The sequence below is a fragment of the Wocania ichthyoenteri Th78 genome, assembly GCF_000789235.1.
GTDB lineage: Bacteria > Bacteroidota > Bacteroidia > Flavobacteriales > Flavobacteriaceae > Wocania_A > Wocania_A ichthyoenteri.
This window is the reverse complement of the sequence record NZ_KN525716.1, coordinates 1,644,009-1,662,873: the sequence shown is the minus strand read 5'-3', so window position 1 is coordinate 1,662,873 and position 18,865 is coordinate 1,644,009. Positions and strand designations below refer to the sequence as shown.

At 32.3% G+C, this 18,865-nt stretch carries 13 protein-coding genes; 3 read left to right on the top strand and 10 right to left on the bottom strand.

Annotated features, from left to right (window positions below):
• Window positions 1-2: 2 nt before the first annotated feature.
• The 10 genes from RG22_RS07210 to RG22_RS07165 all read right to left on the bottom strand — a co-directional run bounded on the left by RG22_RS07210 (window position 3) and on the right by RG22_RS07165 (window position 16,471).
• Window positions 3-3,326 carry a SusC/RagA family TonB-linked outer membrane protein gene (locus RG22_RS07210; protein ID WP_034042063.1) on the bottom strand — a complete coding sequence of 1,108 codons (3,324 nt, stop codon included), beginning with the start codon at window positions 3,324-3,326 and terminating at the stop codon, window positions 3-5.
• Window positions 3,327-3,478: 152 nt separating this feature from the next.
• Window positions 3,479-4,459 (bottom strand): FecR family protein, encoded by a 981-nt coding sequence (locus RG22_RS07205; RefSeq protein WP_034042062.1) that lies wholly within the window; start codon window positions 4,457-4,459, stop codon window positions 3,479-3,481.
• 79 nt (window positions 4,460-4,538) lie between these two features.
• Window positions 4,539-5,108, bottom strand: a complete 570-nt coding sequence (locus RG22_RS07200) for an RNA polymerase sigma-70 factor (protein WP_081997690.1) — start codon at window positions 5,106-5,108, stop codon at window positions 4,539-4,541.
• A gap of 243 nt (window positions 5,109-5,351) precedes the next feature.
• Window positions 5,352-5,630: a F0F1 ATP synthase subunit delta/epsilon gene (locus RG22_RS07195; RefSeq protein WP_034042061.1), complete on the bottom strand. Its 279-nt coding sequence runs from the start codon at window positions 5,628-5,630 to the stop codon at window positions 5,352-5,354.
• A gap of 23 nt (window positions 5,631-5,653) precedes the next feature.
• Window positions 5,654-7,162, bottom strand: a complete 1,509-nt coding sequence (gene atpD / locus RG22_RS07190) for a F0F1 ATP synthase subunit beta (RefSeq protein ID WP_034042060.1) — start codon at window positions 7,160-7,162, stop codon at window positions 5,654-5,656.
• A gap of 167 nt (window positions 7,163-7,329) precedes the next feature.
• Entirely contained in the window at window positions 7,330-8,931 is a 1,602-nt protein-coding gene (locus tag RG22_RS07185; protein WP_244462123.1) for an SGNH/GDSL hydrolase family protein, read from the bottom strand.
• Between the two features lies 1 nt (window position 8,932).
• Window positions 8,933-11,716, bottom strand: a complete 2,784-nt coding sequence (locus RG22_RS07180) for a TonB-dependent receptor (protein WP_034042059.1) — start codon at window positions 11,714-11,716, stop codon at window positions 8,933-8,935.
• A gap of 228 nt (window positions 11,717-11,944) precedes the next feature.
• Entirely contained in the window at window positions 11,945-13,792 is a 1,848-nt protein-coding gene (gene glmS, locus RG22_RS07175; RefSeq protein WP_034042057.1) for a glutamine--fructose-6-phosphate transaminase (isomerizing), read from the bottom strand.
• 166 nt (window positions 13,793-13,958) lie between these two features.
• Entirely contained in the window at window positions 13,959-15,635 is a 1,677-nt protein-coding gene (locus RG22_RS07170; RefSeq protein ID WP_034042055.1) for a BamH family beta-barrel-assembly machinery protein, read from the bottom strand.
• A gap of 26 nt (window positions 15,636-15,661) precedes the next feature.
• The gene (locus RG22_RS07165; RefSeq protein ID WP_034042053.1) at window positions 15,662-16,471 is read right to left on the bottom strand and encodes a glycogen/starch synthase; all 810 of its coding nucleotides are present in this window, start codon (window positions 16,469-16,471) and stop codon (window positions 15,662-15,664) included.
• A gap of 143 nt (window positions 16,472-16,614) precedes the next feature.
• Between RG22_RS07165 and panC the strand changes: the two genes are divergently transcribed.
• From panC to RG22_RS07150, 3 genes are read left to right on the top strand one after another with little or no spacing between them, the layout of a single operon-like run.
• Entirely contained in the window at window positions 16,615-17,466 is an 852-nt protein-coding gene (gene panC, locus RG22_RS07160; RefSeq protein WP_034042052.1) for a pantoate--beta-alanine ligase, read from the top strand.
• Window positions 17,467-17,479: 13 nt separating this feature from the next.
• A complete protein-coding gene (gene panD / locus RG22_RS07155; RefSeq protein WP_034042051.1) occupies window positions 17,480-17,830 on the top strand; it encodes an aspartate 1-decarboxylase in 351 nt (116 codons plus the stop codon).
• Window positions 17,831-17,833: 3 nt separating this feature from the next.
• Complete coding sequence (locus tag RG22_RS07150) at window positions 17,834-18,784, top strand: lysylphosphatidylglycerol synthase transmembrane domain-containing protein (RefSeq protein ID WP_034042050.1); 951 nt, start codon at window positions 17,834-17,836, stop codon at window positions 18,782-18,784.
• The last annotated feature ends 81 nt before the right edge of the window (window positions 18,785-18,865 follow it).

Here is an 18,865-nt window from a genome sequence, read left to right as displayed (position 1 = left end):
TTTTAGAATGTTAAATTAAGGTTTAATCCTATGCTTCTTGTTGAAGGAAGACCTAAAACATCTACCCCCTGTAATGCATTCCCAGTACTTAAGGATACATTAGGGTCATGTGGCGCATCTTTGTAGAAGAATAATAAATTGTTTCCTACTAAAGAAGCTTTTACTCTTGTGAAAAATGAGTTTTCTGCAAGGTTAAAGTTATAACCTAATGCAAACTCTGCTAATCTAACATTTGTTGCACTATAGATATATTCTCCTGTAAAACCATTTCTTCCACCTACTTTACCATAGTATTCTTGAGCTGTTAAAGTAGAAACTGATCCATCAGCTTGAACACTTACTGAACCATTTGCAGTTTCTCTAGCAGAATTGTTACTAAATCCTTCAACGATAGCTTCTGTCATACTCATGGTTTCGCCACCAAATTTTCCATCAATTAAGAAATCTACAGTAATGTTTTTAAACTCAAATGAGTTGTTCCATCCTAATGTAAAATCAGGATTTGCATTACCTACTTTGGTTAAACCATCAACTGTATTATTGTTATTAGCTATAACGGCATCACTTTCAATAATTGGAAGCCCATCAGCATTTCTACTAACAACTTGTGCATAGATATCACCAAAAGAACCGCCTTCAACTAAATAAGAACCGAAAGTATTTACACCTTTACCAGAAAGCGTAAAGAACTCAGGTTCTATTAAGCCTTCTAACACTTGTCCATTATAGATTTTTTCAATTTTATTTTTATTAGAGGCAAAGTTTACAGTCGTTGTCCATTTAAGATTTTCTTTTTGAACAGGGATTGCATAGATTGATGCCTCTATACCTTTATTAGAAATTTCTCCAGAATTCAAATATGCTTGAGGTGCACCTATAATAGAAACAGAAGTAGAGAATGCATAATACTGATCTGTAGTTTTAGTGTTATAATATCCTAAATCAATACCAAATTTGTTATTGTTAAATTTCCACTCAGTACCAATCTCGAAAGATTTTTGTCTTTCTGGCTTTGGAGTAGAACCTGGGAAAGGTTTAATTGGATCTGTTGAGTTTACACCACCACCACCAAAAACAATAGTATTGTTGGGTGATATTTGATCCGCTGCAAAACCATTACCAACTTCAGCATAAGAAGCTCTTACTTTAGCAAAAGATACATTTTCTGGTAACTCTAATAACTCACTTAAAACACCTGTTACACCTACAGAAGGATAAAAGAATGAATTGTTTTCTGCTGGTAATGTAGATGTCCAATCATTTCTTGCTGTTAAATCAACAAAAAATTTGTCATTAAAGCCAACTGTAACACTTGCGAATAATGAATTCACTCTTGTTTCTAATGAATTTTGGTTAAAGTTTACTGAAGGGTTACCATTAAAGTTTTGAAATGAAAAGACATTTGCATATTGCAAGCCTCCATTAGTTCCAGAGTCTCCTGTAAAGTTTTCAGTAGTTGTACGTGTTGTACTTGTTCCTACAATGGCATTAATTGAAGTGCCTTCATTAATTTGCGTATTAATGTTTGCTATTATATCACCATAATATTGTGTATAATCATTTTCAAATACTACATATCTTCCATTAGCAGGCGCTAAGGTAGCTTCAGTAGTTGCATAAATTCTTCTTTCAAAATTGAATAATGACTTGTCATAAGTCCCTCTAGTTTGTAGAGATAGCCAATCGTTAATCTTAAAATCTAAACTTAAAGACGCAACCATTTTTTTACTATTGTCTTCTGAAGCATTACGGTTTATTACCCAGTATGGATTTTGTTCAATATCCGAAGTCCCTCTAAACCATCTTTGCGCCATAATATTTCTATTAGGATCTAAAGCTTCAAAGTTAGAATAGTCTGATAATATTTCTGTAGCAGATTCAAAAGCGTAAGCACCAACTAATGGATTAAAGTACAAACCAGAAATTGGTCTATTTTTTATGTTTTGTGTAGATGCCATAACACTAGCATTAACATTTAACTTACCATCAAATAGTTTTGCAGTTTCTCTTACATTAAAAGTATGTTGCTTTAATTTATTTGTTGGCAATACACCATCTGCAAAAGTATTACTATAAGAAAAATAGGTTTGAGCAGTTTCGGTTCCTCCAGAAACTGACAAAGAGTTAATATTTGTAACTCCAGAATCTAAAAAGTCATCAATATTACTTTGTGCTTCATCATTAAAATCCATGGCATAAGCAACACTATCAACAGTTAGGTTTGAAGAAAAATCTACTATAAAACTGCCTGAGCGCCCTTTTTTTGTAGTAATTAATATAACTCCATTAAGACCAGCACTACCATATAAGGCAGAAGCAGAAGCCCCTTTAAGTACTGTTAGGGATTCAATGTCATCTGGATTTATTAAAGCTAATGCGTCTCCACCGTCTCTATTACCCCCGTTAATATCACCAAAAGTATCCCCTGGTTGGCTAGATGAAGGGTTAGATAAAGGAACACCGTCTACAACATATAATGGTTGATTGTTTCCAATTGAAGAATTTCCTCTTAAAGTTACTTTAACAGACCCACCAGCACCTGAAGCACTACGAGTAATAGATACTCCTGAAACTTTACCCGATAGACTATTAATTGGGTTTGTTTGTTTTGCCTTATTTAACTCATCTGCATTAATATCTTGTGCGGCATAAGTTAATGACTTTCTGGATTTTTTAATACCTAATGCTGTTACAACTATTTCGCTTAAACTTTCTGCATCTTCTTCCATAATAACATTAACTATATTAGAATCTTCAACAGTTATAGTTTGGGTTTTCATTCCTAAATAAGAAAATTCTAAAACATCTCCTTTGTTAGCTTGAATAGAAAAATTTCCATCAAAATCTGATTGTGCCCCAGTAGTAGTATTTTGAATTATAATATTTACTCCAATAAGTGGAATTCCGTCTGTACCAGTAATTTTACCTTTTATTTCGTTTTGAAGTACATTTTTAATTAAAGTTTCAAATTCCCTTTCAGAGCTTTCAGCTTTTATTAGGTCTTCAATAACTTTAATTATTGCTGTGTCATTTTTTGGAAATAATACAATTTGATTTTTTAAAAGTCTGTAATCTATATTGGTTTTTTCAAATAAGTTTACAAGAACTTGGTTTAAATCTTGATTATTAACATTTAGTGATACTCTTTTTGAGACATCGATTAAACTATTATTGTAAAAGAAGTTAAATTCTGTTAAACTTTCAATTTTATTGAAAACAGATTTTAATTCAGTATTACTTACATTAATAGTTACATTCTGTCCATTTGCATTTACAGCAAAGAGTTCAGCCATAGTCACAAAAAGCAAAAGTGTGTAAATTTTCATAATTCGGAAAAGAATTTTTTTTGACAAGACTTTTGTGTCCGTTTTTTTCATAATTTTGTTTAGTTTTATTAGTTATTACTTACTAGAGTGATAATTTTAATCATAAAAGGGAATGTTATAGCATTCTCTTTTATTGTTTATATAAAATTAGCTTACTCTAGTATTATTTTATCATCATCAATTGTGTATGTAATTGGAGATGATATTGTTAAAAGTTTAAGAACATCCTCAACACTTAAGTTGTCAAATGTACCAGTGTATTCATAGTTTAAGAGGGTTTTAGAGTTAATAATTATTTTAGTATTATATTTTCTTTCTAAATCAGTAACCACTTCTTGTAACGGGGTTTTATCAAAAATTAAAGTTCCATCTTTCCATGCAACAACATCTAGAGATTTAACCTCTTCAATCTCTAACGTGTTTTCTATTTTATGAAAAACTGCTTTTTGAGAAGGGGCTAATATTATTGGAGTTCCTTTATCTTTTATTAATTCGACCTTACCTGTAACTAATGTGGTTTCTACTTTTTTATCATTTGAGTATGACTTTACGTTAAATGATGTTCCTAAAACACGTATTTTAATACTATTAGTATTAACAATAAAAGGCTTATTAATGTCTCTTTTAATATCAAAAAAAGCTTCACCTACTAGTGTTACCTCTCTAATACTGTCATTAAATTCTTTTGGGTAGCTTAGTTCGCTATCTGCATTTAAAACAATTTTAGAGCCATCTGGAAGGTATATTTCTTTTTTATCACCTCTTTCAGTTATAAAGCTAACTTCTAATAATTTACTAAGATTATTTGTGTTTGAGATTTCTTGAGGTGATATGTTATCTGTATTTTTTATAGATTGAAAATTCCATAAAAAAGCAAACAAAATAACTAATGAGGCAGTAGCGTAAACTATTTTACTAAATTTTCTTTTTTTAATATTGTTTTTAAGTCTTTCAAAAAAGAAATCATTATTATTATTAGGAATATCTATAAATGTAGAAGCGATATATTCGGCCTTCAATATGTTATACATTTTTTGATTTTCAGGGCTTTTCCTTATCCATTCTATCGTTTTTCTCCTTTCGATAGAATTCATATCATTTTGTATGTATTTTATAATTTGTTTTTTATTCATAATGCGCTGTTATATATAAGACGTAATAGGTTATAGCTATCCACTAGTCGAAATTAGTTTTTTTTGAAAAATTTATTTTTTATAAAAAAGGTAAAAACTCTCTTAGAGATACTTTTAAGTGCTTAAGAGCTTTTGAAATATGATTTTCAACTGTATTGGTTGATATATTCATTTCAGTAGAAATTTCTTTATGTTTAAGACCCTCAATACGACTCTTTACAAAAACATCTTTACATTTAGGAGGGAGTAAATCAATAGAATTTAAAATAGCTTCATTCAATTCTTTTTCTATAATTAAAGAGGCAGAATCATCAGATAATGCTGTGTAATTAATTGAGGCTTCCAGCTGGGATAAATTATTGTCGAGGTGTAGTTGCTGTTTTTTTGATCTTAAATGATCTAAACAAGCATTTTTTGTTATACGATATAAATAACCATTAATATTGGTTTGGATATTTTTTTTAGACCAAACCTTGACGAATACATTTTGAATTATTTCTTCAGCGTCTTCTTTATTCGAAATGTATTGGATTGCTATATATAAAAGTTTTGATCGATATAATTTAAACAATACTTCAAAAGCAAGAACGTCTCCATTATTTAATCGAGTAATAAATTCTTTAGTATTTACATGAGAAGTGCTATTCATTAAATCAGTAAATTTTTATAAAACTACATTTTTTTTCGCGAATGTTTTATAAAAAATAAAATATTGATATAATAATATAATATTTTTGTTAAATAAATAAAAGATTTAAACTGAAATTCATGAAGGGCTCTTTATATCTTAAAAATAGATAAATGCAAATATTAAGATTGTGATTAAATAATGGAAATAAAAAAACGCAAAGTATTAACTTCGCGTTTTTTATAGAACATATATGTTTTGCATTTAATCTGCTAAGACAATCACTTTATTATCTTTCATTTCTAAAGTTCCAGAATTTATCTTTAACAAAGTTGTTCCTTTATCACCTTTAGTAAATTTATCTTGAACGTCTTCATGCACCTCAATATTTCCTGAAATTTTCACAAACCCTTCTTTCAATAAAGATACAATAGGAGCGTGATTTTTTAACATTTCAAAATCACCGTTAACTCCAGGGACAGCAATACTAGTGACTTCTCCGCTAAATAAAGTAGCTTCAGGTGATACAATTTCTAAATACATAGTTTTTAAAATTGATAATTGGTTTAAGCTTCAGCTAACATTTTATCTCCAGCTTCAATAGCTTCTTCAATAGTTCCTTTAAGGTTAAATGCTGCTTCTGGTAAGCGATCTAATTCACCATCCATAATCATATTAAAACCTTTAATAGTTTCTTTAATATCAACTAATACACCAGGAATACCAGTAAATTGTTCTGCTACGTGGAAAGGTTGAGATAAGAAACGTTGTACACGTCTTGCCCTACCTACAGCTAATTTATCTTCTTCAGATAATTCCTCCATACCTAAAATGGCAATAATATCTTGTAATTCTTTATAACGTTGTAATAACTCTTTTACACGTTGTGCACAAGCATAATGCTCTTGTCCTAAAATATCAGCAGTTAAAATTCTTGATGTAGAATCTAATGGATCTACCGCAGGATAAATACCTAACTCGGCAATTTTACGAGATAATACTGTAGTTGCATCTAAGTGAGCAAAGGTTGTAGCAGGAGCAGGATCCGTTAAATCATCCGCAGGTACGTATACCGCTTGTACAGATGTAATAGAGCCTCTTTTAGTTGACGTAATACGCTCTTGCATCGCACCCATCTCTGTTGCTAAGGTTGGTTGGTAACCTACCGCAGAAGGCATACGCCCTAATAATGCAGATACCTCAGAACCAGCTTGTGTAAAACGGAAGATATTATCTACGAAGAATAATACATCTTTTCCTTGTCCTTCACCAGCACCATCACGGAAATATTCAGCAATAGTCAAACCAGATAATGCTACACGAGCACGAGCTCCAGGAGGCTCATTCATTTGTCCGAATACGAAAGTTGCTTTCGATTCTTTCATTCCAGCTTTATCAACTTTAGATAAATCCCATCCGCCTTCTTCCATAGAATGCATAAAGTCATCACCGTATTTGATAATTCCAGATTCTAACATCTCTCTTAAAAGATCATTTCCTTCACGAGTTCTTTCTCCAACTCCAGCAAATACTGAAAGTCCACCGTGACCTTTTGCGATATTGTTAATCAACTCTTGAATTAATACTGTTTTACCTACACCAGCACCACCAAATAATCCAATTTTACCACCTTTTGCATAAGGTTCAATTAAATCGATTACTTTAATACCAGTGAATAAAACTTCAGTAGACGTTGATAAATCTTCAAATTTTGGCGCTTGTCTGTGAATTGGTAAACCAGCTTCACCAGCTTTAGGTAAATCTCCAAGACCATCAATAGCATCTCCAATTACATTAAAAAGACGACCATATACATCATCACCAATTGGCATTTGTATTGGGGCTCCAGTAGCAGTAACTTCAGTTCCTCTACTTAAACCATCTGATGAATCCATAGCAATAGTACGAACGGTATCTTCACCAATGTGAGATTGTACCTCTAGTACTAAAATAGAACCATCAGGTCTTTTAATTTCTAATGAATCATAAATTCTTGGAAGTTCAGCATCAGTACCGAATTCAACATCGATAACTGGACCTACGATTTGTGCAACTTTACCTGTAACTTTAGACATTACTTATGTGTTTAATATTATGCGTTTTAATTCTATGAAAACACTTCAAGTTTTCGCGTGCAAAGATATATTTTTTAATTTAAAATGAAAGTTGTTTTTACAGGTTTTTTGGAATAAAAAAACACCTTCAGGCAGAAGGTGTTTTGCAATCATATTTTTTATATTGTTTATTGCAGCGTTGGATGATAGTTAGTTGGGTAATCACCAGCATTTACTAGATTACCAGAAGCTTCAAAATTAGACCCAAAAGCTTGATCTATAGCTTTTAAAAATTCATTTGCCATTACAGCATATCCTCTAGCAGTTAGATGAATACCGTCTAATCCAATAGCGCCACCAGTAACCAAATTGGTAGTTAAAGTAAAGTCTCCAGATTTAATACCAGTTGTTGAAGCTTCACCTAAAATGCTGTTTAAATCGACTAAAACAATGTTTTCGTTAGAGTTTGCTACCGCAGCTATAGTTGCATTATAAGCATCTGTTGCGTTTTTTATTTCTGCAAGTTCGTCACTATCTAAAGCATCTCCATCATCAATACCATTAACCGCTCCAATAACCAAAGCGCCTTGTTGTGGCGTTGGTGTGCCGCCAGCTTGTAATAAACCTAGAACTTGAAGTACTTCATTAGATAAAGCTACCGACCCATAACCTTGAGCCAATGCATCTTGATCTATAGTTAAAACAAGCAATTCATCTTCAGTCATTTGTCTGAAACCTAATGGATTTGTAGGGGTAACAGGTACATCTATAATCCATCTGTTTTTTCCTTCACTAAACGGTATGGCGTATTGGCTAGCAATAGCCTGAGCTTGTGCTGGGGGAACCATTTGAGCAATTAATACTTGAGTAAATATCCCTGCAACTGCTTGAAAGAAGCCTGTTAGTTGACCTGCTGTTGCGGCATCAATTTCTAGCGCATTATTTGGTACGGTTGTAAAGTGTGGTAAATCTGTTACATATGGCACGTTTGTAACAACGCCTTTGGCGCCGCCAGATGTTAAGGTTGTTACTAAAAATCCGAAGGTTTGATCGAAACCAACTCCTGGAGGACCAGCAGAAGGTGTTATTGTACTTGAACCGTCGCCACCAGAAAGTGCGTAGCCTAATACATCGTTACCACCCATTTCAGATAAGGTGAAAAATGTTGGGTTTTGCGCCATTGCATCACCTAGCATAGTTGCACTTGGGCTAGATGCCATTCTTACAAAATAAGGATTCGCACTTACACCTAAATTGGCAATATTGCCATAGCCATCAAATAATAAATGAAAGCTTTTAGCACCAGGTACTCCCATATTATTAAAAGAGCCTGATGGATTATTAACTAGTAAATCTGTAGTAGATGTAACTGGACCTATTATAGAAGATAATGGAACAGGACCAGCACCGCCAAAAACTAATCTTGGGCCAGTAGAGGATCCTGGGATTTGTACACCTCCAACAGCAATTCCTCCAATGTTGTCATTCATAAGCGGTTGTGTAAAAGAACCACCACCAGCATTTGAAAATTGTTTGGCTAAAATATTTGGAAATGAATTTTCTTGAGCAGCTTTAAATAATGCACTATCTGTAAAGCCTGCGGTAAATGAAGCTCCAACTGCCACATATTTTGAAAAGTCTGCTGATCCTGATGTAAGTGTAGGCAACTCTACAACTTCTTCTAGCTCAGCACTTGTGCCTTCTAAAACATCTTCAGGTTCGTTACAAGCTGAAAACCCAATTAGGATTATTAATAGCCATATATATTTAGTATTCATAATAGTTTTCATTTTATAAATTATTAATAGTCCAAGAGATATAATACATCGATCCAATATGACCAGTTCCTACAGCTGAGAAATACTCATCACCTAAAAGGTTTGTTCCACCGACTTTAAAAGTCGATTTAAAACTTGGAACTCTTAAGTTTATTTGTGCGTCTAGCACATGATATTCTGGTACTAAACCTGTGGCAAATGTGTTTTCCCAGAAGTAGTCATCACTAAATCTGTAATTAATATTAAAGCCAAAGTTTTTAAACAAGTTTGTGTTACCAAAAGAGGCTTTAAATTTATGCTCAGGTGTATTAAAGTTTGTTACAAAGTCTGGAAATGCAGCTTGATCAAAATCTAATTTACTATAGGTGTAACTTCCTCCTAAATCAAAATTCCCAAGTACTTTAATAGACAGTCCAAGAGAAGCTCCATAAGAATTTACATTGGCTTTAGAGTTTGTATATGCATTATAAGTGATATAATCACGGTTATTAATAGCACCTTCTCCAGAAGTTTCACCAACGGTTCCATATAATGGTGAAACCACATACTGTTGAGAAATAAAATCTTTATAGCTGTTGTAATAAGCGCTAAAATCTACAATAAGTTTATCAAGCTTCCCTCTATAACCAACTTCTGCTGAAGTAACTTGCTCAGGTTTTACTATATCTGGATTTGAAACTACCAAATCGTTAAGATTTCCTGAAGCTTCATACGCTATTACAGAATTTTCAGAATAAGAGTTATTGTATGCAGCAGCACCAGTTTGAGTATAAGTATTTCCGTCATTTGCAGGATAATCTCTAGAATATCTGTCTAGATTTTCAGGTGCAGAACCAACTAGTATAGCACGATTAGCATCTAACCCAATAAATAAATCTTGAGTTGTTGGATTTCTAAATCCGGTTTGAACAGAAGCTCTAATATTATGATTTCTATTTACAGTTAAACCTGCTGAAATTCTTGGTGAGAAGAAACCATCAAAAAATTCAGATTTATCATAACGAACAGAACCCGTAAGCTTTAAATCTAAAGTTTCACTTAATTCTAAGCTTTTTTGGATTTGAGTATAAATACCATATTCCGAATAATCTATAGGACCATCAAAATCTGTATAAATGGTTCCAAAAGAATTTAAATTATATTGTCTGTAAGATCCACCTACTTGAATCTCTGCAAAATCAATTAAATGACTAAAGTTGTAATTTGCATCTGAGTGATAATATTTAGAAGCATCTTGAAATTTAGATCCTGTTCTTAAATCGGGATCATTTATACTTCTGTTAAATGCGGCTTCAAATTCTGGAGTGCCAGGTAAAAAACGCCCAGATTCTGCCTGAACTCTTGCAGCAGCATGAGCTTGATCATTTGTTCCGCCACCAAGCGTTGTTAGAACATAAGTTCCAGCATATTCTGCAAACCAATTTAAATCTGGTTTCCAAGTTCTATTAATATTAATACCTGTGAAAACCATGTCGTAAGAATCTCCAGCACTATCAGCAACTACATAACCTCTTAAAAAGAAGTTGTCGTTACGTAATTCTATTTTATGTTGTTCTTGAAAAAAGTTTTCAATATTATATCTATTTAAGCCTTGATATAGCGTGGTACCAGTTCCTACTTTACCTACATAAGATATTTCAAAATCGTTTTCCCATGGCCTAAAGTATAAGCCCCAATCTGCTTTAACACTTTTAGCTTCATAATCGGTTAAATCTTGCTCATTGTATCCAGTTCTACTAATATTTACAGAAGGGGTTAATGCATTAGCTCCTGATGGCAAAAAGGGTTGTCCCGTAGCTGGATTAATGGCTTGTTCTAGTAAAGCAGCAACACCTTTTAAATTTCTTGATACTTCGTCGCCATATACATTAAGCCCATTGTAGTTTATGTTTGTAGCTCTTGTACCACCATCCATATCTTGGTCTTCAATACTATTTGCAGCCCAATCAGTTCCTTTTAAGTACCCAAAATTAACTTTGGCGGCAAATTTTTCGCTAAACTTATGAGCAGCTCTAATACTGTAATCTACATATTGGTTATCACCAGCTGCTTCTTGAGATGTAATTCCTCCTTTAAATGAGGCGCTAATTCCTGGATGGTCAAAAGGATTTTTACTACGCATAAATAAAATACCATTAAAAGCATTGGCACCATAAAGTGCTGATGACGCTCCTGGCAAAATCTCGACACTTAAAACATCTGTTTCTGTCATACCAACTAAATTTCCTATTGGGAAGTTTAATGCTGGTGTAGAGTTATCCATACCATCAACCAATTGCATAAAACGATTATTGGCAAATGTTGCAAAACCTCTGGTGTTTACTGACTGGAATGTTAAACTGTTTGTGTTTACATCAACACCTTTTAAGTTTTCTAATCCACCATAAAAATCAGCTGAAGCTGTATTTTTAATTTCTTTAAGTCCGAAACGTTCCACCGTTACAGGCGATTCGAAAATACGCTCTGGCGTTCTTGACGCAGAAATTACAACTTCATCTAATGCTGTGCCTTCGTTAAGAATGAAGTTTAACACTTGATTGTTTGTAGTAACTTCAGTAGCAGTTGTTTCAAAACCAATCATACTTGCTTGTACAGAAAAAGGAGGATTTTGGTTTACGGTTAAGTTAAAAACACCATCAAAATCTGTTACAGTTCCTGTGGAAGTGCCTTCAACAATGATGTTTGCTCCTGGAAGAGGTTGACCACTATCGTCAACAACTGTTCCAGAGATTATTGTTGTTTGAGAATATGACAATCCACAAAATAACAACAGTAAAAAAGGAAGAATAGTTTTCATTTATAAGAATTAGTTTAATTTATTGTTCAGCAATATAAATAGATATGTCGTTATTTCCATACAAAAATAGAAAAAGTTATGCACGCATAGTAAATTTTAACAAAAAAGACTATGAAAATTTAAGTAATAAGTAAAAAAGAGTGGGTTTAATTGAGAAATAACTAGAATACCTCTTATATGTTTTATAATATATAAGAGGTATTAATCATTCTATAGGAAGGCTAAAACTTATTCTACAGTGACAGATTTTGCTAAGTTACGTGGTTGGTCTACATTACAATTACGCATTACTGCAATGTGATAAGATAACAGTTGTAATGGTATGGTTGTTAGTAATGGCGAAAAGGCTTCCTCAGAATCTGGAATTTCAATGACGTGATCTGCAATTTCTTTTACAGCAGTATCGCCTTCAGTTACTACAGCGATAATTTTACCTTTTCTTGATTTGATTTCTTGAATATTACTGACTACTTTTTCATAATGTCCTTTGCTGGTTGCAATAACAATTACAGGCATTCTATCATCAATTAAAGCTATTGGGCCATGTTTCATTTCGGCAGCTGGATAGCCTTCAGCATGAATATAAGAGATTTCTTTTAGCTTTAAAGCGCCTTCTAGTGCCACGGGGAAATTATAGCCTCTTCCTAAATATAAACAATTGGTAGAGAGTAAATATTCTTTAGCAATGTCTTTTACGTGTTCATCTACTTTTAATAATTGCTCTACTTTTTGTGGAATCAATTCTAATTCTTGTAGATACATTCTAAAAGTTGAACTTGACATCGTGCCTTTGGCTCTAGCTAAACGCAATGCTATTAAAGTTAATACTGTTATTTGTGTTGTAAATGCTTTGGTTGATGCCACTCCAATTTCTGGACCTGCATGTGTATAAGCACCTGCGTGGGTTTCTCTGGCAATGGAAGATCCAACTACGTTACAAACACCAAATACAAAAGCGCCTTTAGATTTTGCTAATTTAATTGCAGCCAATGTATCGGCAGTTTCTCCAGATTGTGAAATAGCAATAACAACATCATTTTCGTTTATTACTGGATTTCTATAACGAAACTCAGAAGCATATTCAACTTCAACAGGAATTCTAGAAAATTCTTCAAAAATATATTCAGCAACCAATCCTGCGTGCCACGATGTACCACATGCTACAATAATAATACGATTAGCGTTTAAAAACTTTTTCATATTATCTTCAACACCTGCCATTTTTATTATGGCTTCGTCTCTTAATAGTCTACCTCTATATGTGTCTCGTATTGCTCTTGGTTGTTCGTGAATTTCCTTTAGCATAAAATGCTCGTAACCCCCTTTTTCTATTTGCTCAAGATTCATTTGAAGCTCTTGTATATAAGGAGCAACTAACGAATCATCTTTAATTTTTCTAATTTTTATTTCTTTTCCAAGTCTAATAATTGCCATTTCTTCATCTTCTAAATAAATAGCATTCTTAGTATATTCTATAAAAGGAGAAGCATCACTTGCAATGAAAAACTCATCTTCACCAATACCAACAGCTAATGGGCTTCCTAAACGAGCAATAACAACTTCACCGGGTTTGTTTTTATCGAAAACCGCAATAGCATAAGCACCAATTACCTGATTTAATGCAATTTGAACGGCTTTACCAAGTTTTACGTTTTCTTTCTTTTTTACGTCTTCAATTAAATTGATTAAAACTTCTGTATCTGTATCTGATTGAAAAGTGTAACCTCTAGAAATTAATTCTTTTTTAAGTGAATCGTAATTTTCAATAATACCGTTATGAATGATGGCTAAATCGCCTGAATTTGAAGCATGAGGATGTGAATTTACATCGTTAGGTACACCGTGGGTTGCCCATCTTGTATGACCAATTCCTAAATTGCCGTTTTTAGTGATTTCTTTTTCTGCTCGTTCTTCTAAGTCTGATACTTTTCCTTTGGTTTTAGAGATTTTAAGATCGGTACCATCAAATAATGCTATACCAGCACTATCGTAGCCTCTATACTCTAAACGCTTAAGACCTTCAATAATAATTGGGTAAGCTTCTCGATGTCCTATATATCCAACAATTCCACACATAAGTAATATATTTAATTTGGGTTTTTAATTTTATGTGGAGCAAATATGTAAAAAAAATATCAACCAATGCAAAAATAGTACATGAAGTTGATATTTTTTACGATGAAATTCATCGATATTAAATAAAACAAGGGTTTTATATATAAGAAACGCTTATAAAATGAATTTATAAATTAGGTTCTGTAAAAAATATTTCAAGTCTCAGTTTTTTGTTCTCAGGAACGTTCTGATGATTTCCATATAAAATGGTTCCTCTTGGCGTTAATAAAGTTGTTGAAGGGATTTGAGTTACTTCATCTTCACTTTCTAAAATCTTAAAACTGTTGGTTAAATTAACATTAGTAGATAAAATGAGTCCTAACTTTGTATTAGTCGAATCTTTTAGTAAAATATTGTTAAGATGTTCGGTAAGGCGTATTTTATATTTAGACACACCGTTATCGTCTGTTATGCGTTGCCCTAGATTTATAATTTTAGAATTAAATGGATCTGAAGGATTTTCAGTAGGATCAAAACTATAATCGATAGTTGGGATGTTGTTTTTTATATCGTAAGCATAAATTCTGTCGTATTTATGATAATCAGAATTACCACCATTAGAAGCTGTTTCATCTTCATAAATAACAAGTTGCGCTTCATTAATTAATTTTTTAAGCGGAAAGTTACCATTAATTTTAGGTAAATAATCACCATTTTCGTCTAATTGTCTATAGGTTTTTTTAAAGTAATCTAAAGCGGGCATATCTTTAGATCCATTATTATCACTATCAACCATTCCATTAAATAAATCAATAACAGCCATAGATCCTTCAGCTCCTTTTAAATATAGCCTTTCATCACCTAAGGTTTTGTCTCCATTTGATAAGGTTATACTATAATCATTTATAAAAGTATTTAATCTATTGCCAGTAATATTTAGAGTGTAAGTATCTTGATCTCTGTTTCCATCAATAGATGAATCTTTTGAGTAATATATAGTAATGTTAGCAGTGCCTAAATTAAAAAATGTCATGTTTCCTTTGCCATCAATAGCTTCGGCTTTAAAATATAAGCCTCTAAAATAATCTTTAAAATTATTAGCATTACTTAATACAGGATCATCTTCTTTATCAAAAATTATAGTTTTCCAGTAGTCTTTATCTAAATGAACCCTTAAAGCTGGCGTTTGCCTATCGAAAACGTCTTGATCTCCTTCTGTGGTTTTTAAAACTATGGTTTTACTACTTGGAACATACTGTTCTAGCTCATAGATAATATCACTTTTATGATTTTCAAAATTTATAACACTACTACCATCAAGAGCTGAGTTTGTTGTGCTACTAGCATTAGAAAAATAATTTTGAGTTTCATTAAACTCTGAATTTGGATTAAAATCCCTTAAAAAGTAATTGTTTCTGTAAACTGTTAACTTTATTGGAGAACCACCATATAGTGAATCTTTAATAGTATATACTTCATTTCCGTTGTCGTCTGGTGAGTCTGCACTTACTTTGTTAAAGTATGGTATTTTTAAGACCACAGAATCTATTGCGGGATTGTCTCCAAAATTAGGGTTAAATACGTTTGGTGTTATTTGCGTTATAATGCTTGCTGTGGTTTGCCCATAAGCAGGGTCGTTAAAGACTCCAAACAAGTTTGATGATAAACCGTTAATTTGCAAAGAATCTAATTTTTTATTGTATGCTAAAATTTGAAGATTTAAATTATCAGTATTAAAGTTAGCATTGTCTTTTCCTAAAACATCACTTTCAATGGTGTTAAAGTCTTTGTCGCAGGCAATAAATACTGCCATAACTAATAGAAAGGTGCTGGAGAATTTAAGGGCTTTAAATATCTTTTTCATATATATGTTTTAAATGAAATGTGAGGTTAGCTACAAACTTTTGTATTAAAAAATTCTGTGTAAGCTTCACCAAATTCATCTTTACTTTTGTATTCTAAAATAGGTTTGTCTGATGATTTTAAATACAATTCTAATGTTTCAGGTATATTTTCAGACCCTACTATTAATGCATCAGAATAGTCAATAGCAACTTTCATTAAGTTATTATAAGAGGGTTCTTCAAGCGTTTTAATAGCATTATCATCTATATTATCAAACTTAATTTTATTAATCATGTCTTTGTTTAACGCACCATCAAAACTTTGATTGTATATAGAAGTAACAATTTTACTTTCGTTAAACAATGGTTCGTCTTTATAATACTCTTTTAAATATAAAGGCAGTAACGAAGCCAACCAACCATGAACATGAATAACATCTGGCGACCAGTTTAATTTTTTAACGGTTTCTATAACACCTTTTGCAAAGAAAATTGCACGTTCGTCGTTATCAGAAAACAATTCACCATTTTCGTCGGTAAGTGTTGCTTTGCGTTTAAAATACTCATCATTATCAATAAAATAAACCTGTATACGTTCTTTTGGTATAGAGGCTACTTTAATAATAAGCGGCATATCTAAATCATTAATAACCAAATTTATACCAGATAATCTTATAACTTCGTGTAGTTGATGCCTTCTCTCATTAATATTGCCATATCGAGGCATGAAAATTCTTATTTGACCACCTTGTTGATTTACCAATCTGGGAGCTTCAAAAGACATAGATGAAATTTCAGTCTCTGGCAAATAAGGCACTACTTCAGATGATACATATAATATCCTCTTATCTTTCATATGTTAGTTTTTGTTGTCTTTTTGTAGCTATATAAATGAATAGCTTTTTGAGAATTCAAAATAAAAAACACGCAAAAGTACAAAATTTTATGCGAATTGCCAGTAAAATATTAAGTTTGCAAGCGTTAATTTTTTATTAAATAATGAAGATTTTTTCACAAAAAATGCAAATTTCAGCTGAGGTTGATGAATTAAAAGCGAAACAACTCTCCGTAGGTTTAGTGCCAACCATGGGTGCTTTACACGAAGGACATTTGGCTTTGGTTAAAAAAGCTTTAAATGAGAACGATAGGGTTGTGGTAAGCATTTTTGTAAATCCTACACAGTTTGATAATAAAGACGATCTTAAAAAATATCCAAGAACTCTAGATGATGATGTAGCCTTATTAAAAACAGTCTCAAAAGATAAAATTTTAGTTTATGCTCCAGCCGTTGAAGATATTTACGAAGGCAATACTGTATCGCAAAGTTTCGATTTTGATGGTTTAGAGTTTGAAATGGAAGGGAGATTTAGAAACGGACATTTTGATGGCGTTGGTACTATTGTAAAACGTTTTTTCGAGATTGTAAAACCGCATCGTGCATATTTTGGAGAAAAGGATTTTCAGCAATTAACAATCATTAAAAAGTTAGTTGAAAAGCATAATATACCTCTTAAAATTATAGGTTGTCCAATTCATCGAGAAACCAGTGGTTTAGCAATGAGTTCTCGCAATATACGACTAAAGCCTGAGTACAAAAAAGCAGCCCCATTTATCTACAAAACTTTAAAAGCTGCCAAAGAAAAATTTGGCACAAAAAGTGCTATTAAAGTTTCGAGATGGGTTGAAAATGAGTTTGCTAAACACGAGTTATTAAAATTAGAATATTTTATTATAGCAGACACAAAAACCTTAAAAACAGTAACAAGAAAATCAAACAAAAAAGCGTATAGAGCGTTTATAGCCGTATATGCAGACGATATTAGATTGATTGATAATATCGCATTAAATTAATTATCTTTGCAGCATGCAAATTCAAGTCGTAAAATCTAAAATTCACAGAGTAAAATGCACAGGTGCAGAACTCAACTATATAGGCAGTATAACCATTGACGAAGATTTAATGGATGCAGCCAACATTATACAAGGCGAAAAAGTTCAGATTGTAAATAACGATAACGGTGAACGTTTAGAAACTTATTGTATTCCTGGACCAAGAAATAGTGGAGAAATCACATTAAATGGAGCTGCCGCTAGAAAAGTATCTGTTGGCGATACACTTATTTTAATCACTTATGCTTTTATGGATATTGAAGAAGCAAAAGTGTTTAAGCCATCATTGGTATTTCCAGATGAAGCCACAAACTTGTTAAAATAAACTTTGAATCAAAAGACAAAAAATATACTAAAAACATTACTCCCATTATTATTGGGAGTTTTTTTGGTTTGGTATTCACTGTCTAAAGTTTCTGTCGAAGAGTTATTGGTTTACGCCAAAAACGCCAATTATACTTGGATTGTTTTAGGAATGTTTTTAGGGCTTTTAAGTCATTTGTCACGTGCTTACCGTTGGCGTTTTCAATTAGAACCTATGGGTTATAAAATTAAATTGGGTAATAGTATTATGGCAGTTTTTGTTACTTATTTAATTAATTATACTATTCCCAGAGCAGGCGAAGTTGCTAGAGCATCGTTACTCACAAATTATGAAGATGTGCCTTTCGAAAAAGGTTTTGGTACCATTGTGGCAGAACGCATTGCAGATATGCTTGTAATGCTAGGTATTATAACCATTACGCTTTTTCTTGAATTTGACTTTATCTATAGTTTTTTAATTGAAAAATTTGATCCCATAAAAATCACTATGGCATTAGTTGGATTTGTTGTTTTAATGATAGTGTTTTTTACATATATAAGGCGAAGTCGTTCTAAAATAGCATTAAAAATTAAAGCGTTTGTAAACGGACTTATTGAAGGCGCACTGAGTATTTTTAAAATGAAAAAAAAGTGGGCATTTATTTTCCATACTTTATTCATTTGGGGTATGTACATACTCATGTTTTATGTCACGTCTTTTTCACTCGAAGAAACTAGTAATATTCCTTTTGCAGCCATATTAATTGGTTTTATAGCAGCGAGTTTTAGTATTGCAGCTACCAATGGGGGCATTGGCTCGTATCCGTTAGCTATTTATGCAGCATTTTCAATTTTTGGAATTGCTGAAGAACCAAGCATTGCATTTGGCTGGATTATGTGGGCATCTCAAACCATTATGATTATTGTTTTTGGTGGTCTATCATTAATTTATTTACCTATCTATAATAGAAGGTAGGCTTTAAAAAAAGATTAAAAAATTTCAAAATATCGATTTGAGTTTTTTCTAAAAGTACTAAGAATAGCTTTTTTAAACTTT

What these genes read in the sequence shown, in the direction of transcription:
- RG22_RS07210 (WP_034042063.1), bottom strand. Translation starts at nt 3,326, where the DNA reads ATGAAAATTTACACACTTTTGCTTTTTGTGACTATGGCTGAACTCTTT.
- RG22_RS07205 (WP_034042062.1), bottom strand. Translation starts at nt 4,459, where the DNA reads ATGAATAAAAAACAAATTATAAAATACATACAAAATGATATGAATTCT.
- RG22_RS07200 (WP_081997690.1), bottom strand. Translation starts at nt 5,108, where the DNA reads ATGAATAGCACTTCTCATGTAAATACTAAAGAATTTATTACTCGATTA.
- RG22_RS07195 (WP_034042061.1), bottom strand. Translation starts at nt 5,630, where the DNA reads ATGTATTTAGAAATTGTATCACCTGAAGCTACTTTATTTAGCGGAGAA.
- atpD (WP_034042060.1), bottom strand. Translation starts at nt 7,162, where the DNA reads ATGTCTAAAGTTACAGGTAAAGTTGCACAAATCGTAGGTCCAGTTATC.
- RG22_RS07185 (WP_244462123.1), bottom strand. Translation starts at nt 8,931, where the DNA reads ATGAAAACTATTATGAATACTAAATATATATGGCTATTAATAATCCTA.
- RG22_RS07180 (WP_034042059.1), bottom strand. Translation starts at nt 11,716, where the DNA reads ATGAAAACTATTCTTCCTTTTTTACTGTTGTTATTTTGTGGATTGTCA.
- glmS (WP_034042057.1), bottom strand. Translation starts at nt 13,792, where the DNA reads ATGTGTGGAATTGTTGGATATATAGGACATCGAGAAGCTTACCCAATT.
- RG22_RS07170 (WP_034042055.1), bottom strand. Translation starts at nt 15,635, where the DNA reads ATGAAAAAGATATTTAAAGCCCTTAAATTCTCCAGCACCTTTCTATTA.
- RG22_RS07165 (WP_034042053.1), bottom strand. Translation starts at nt 16,471, where the DNA reads ATGAAAGATAAGAGGATATTATATGTATCATCTGAAGTAGTGCCTTAT.
- panC (WP_034042052.1), top strand. Translation starts at nt 16,615, where the DNA reads ATGAAGATTTTTTCACAAAAAATGCAAATTTCAGCTGAGGTTGATGAA.
- panD (WP_034042051.1), top strand. Translation starts at nt 17,480, where the DNA reads ATGCAAATTCAAGTCGTAAAATCTAAAATTCACAGAGTAAAATGCACA.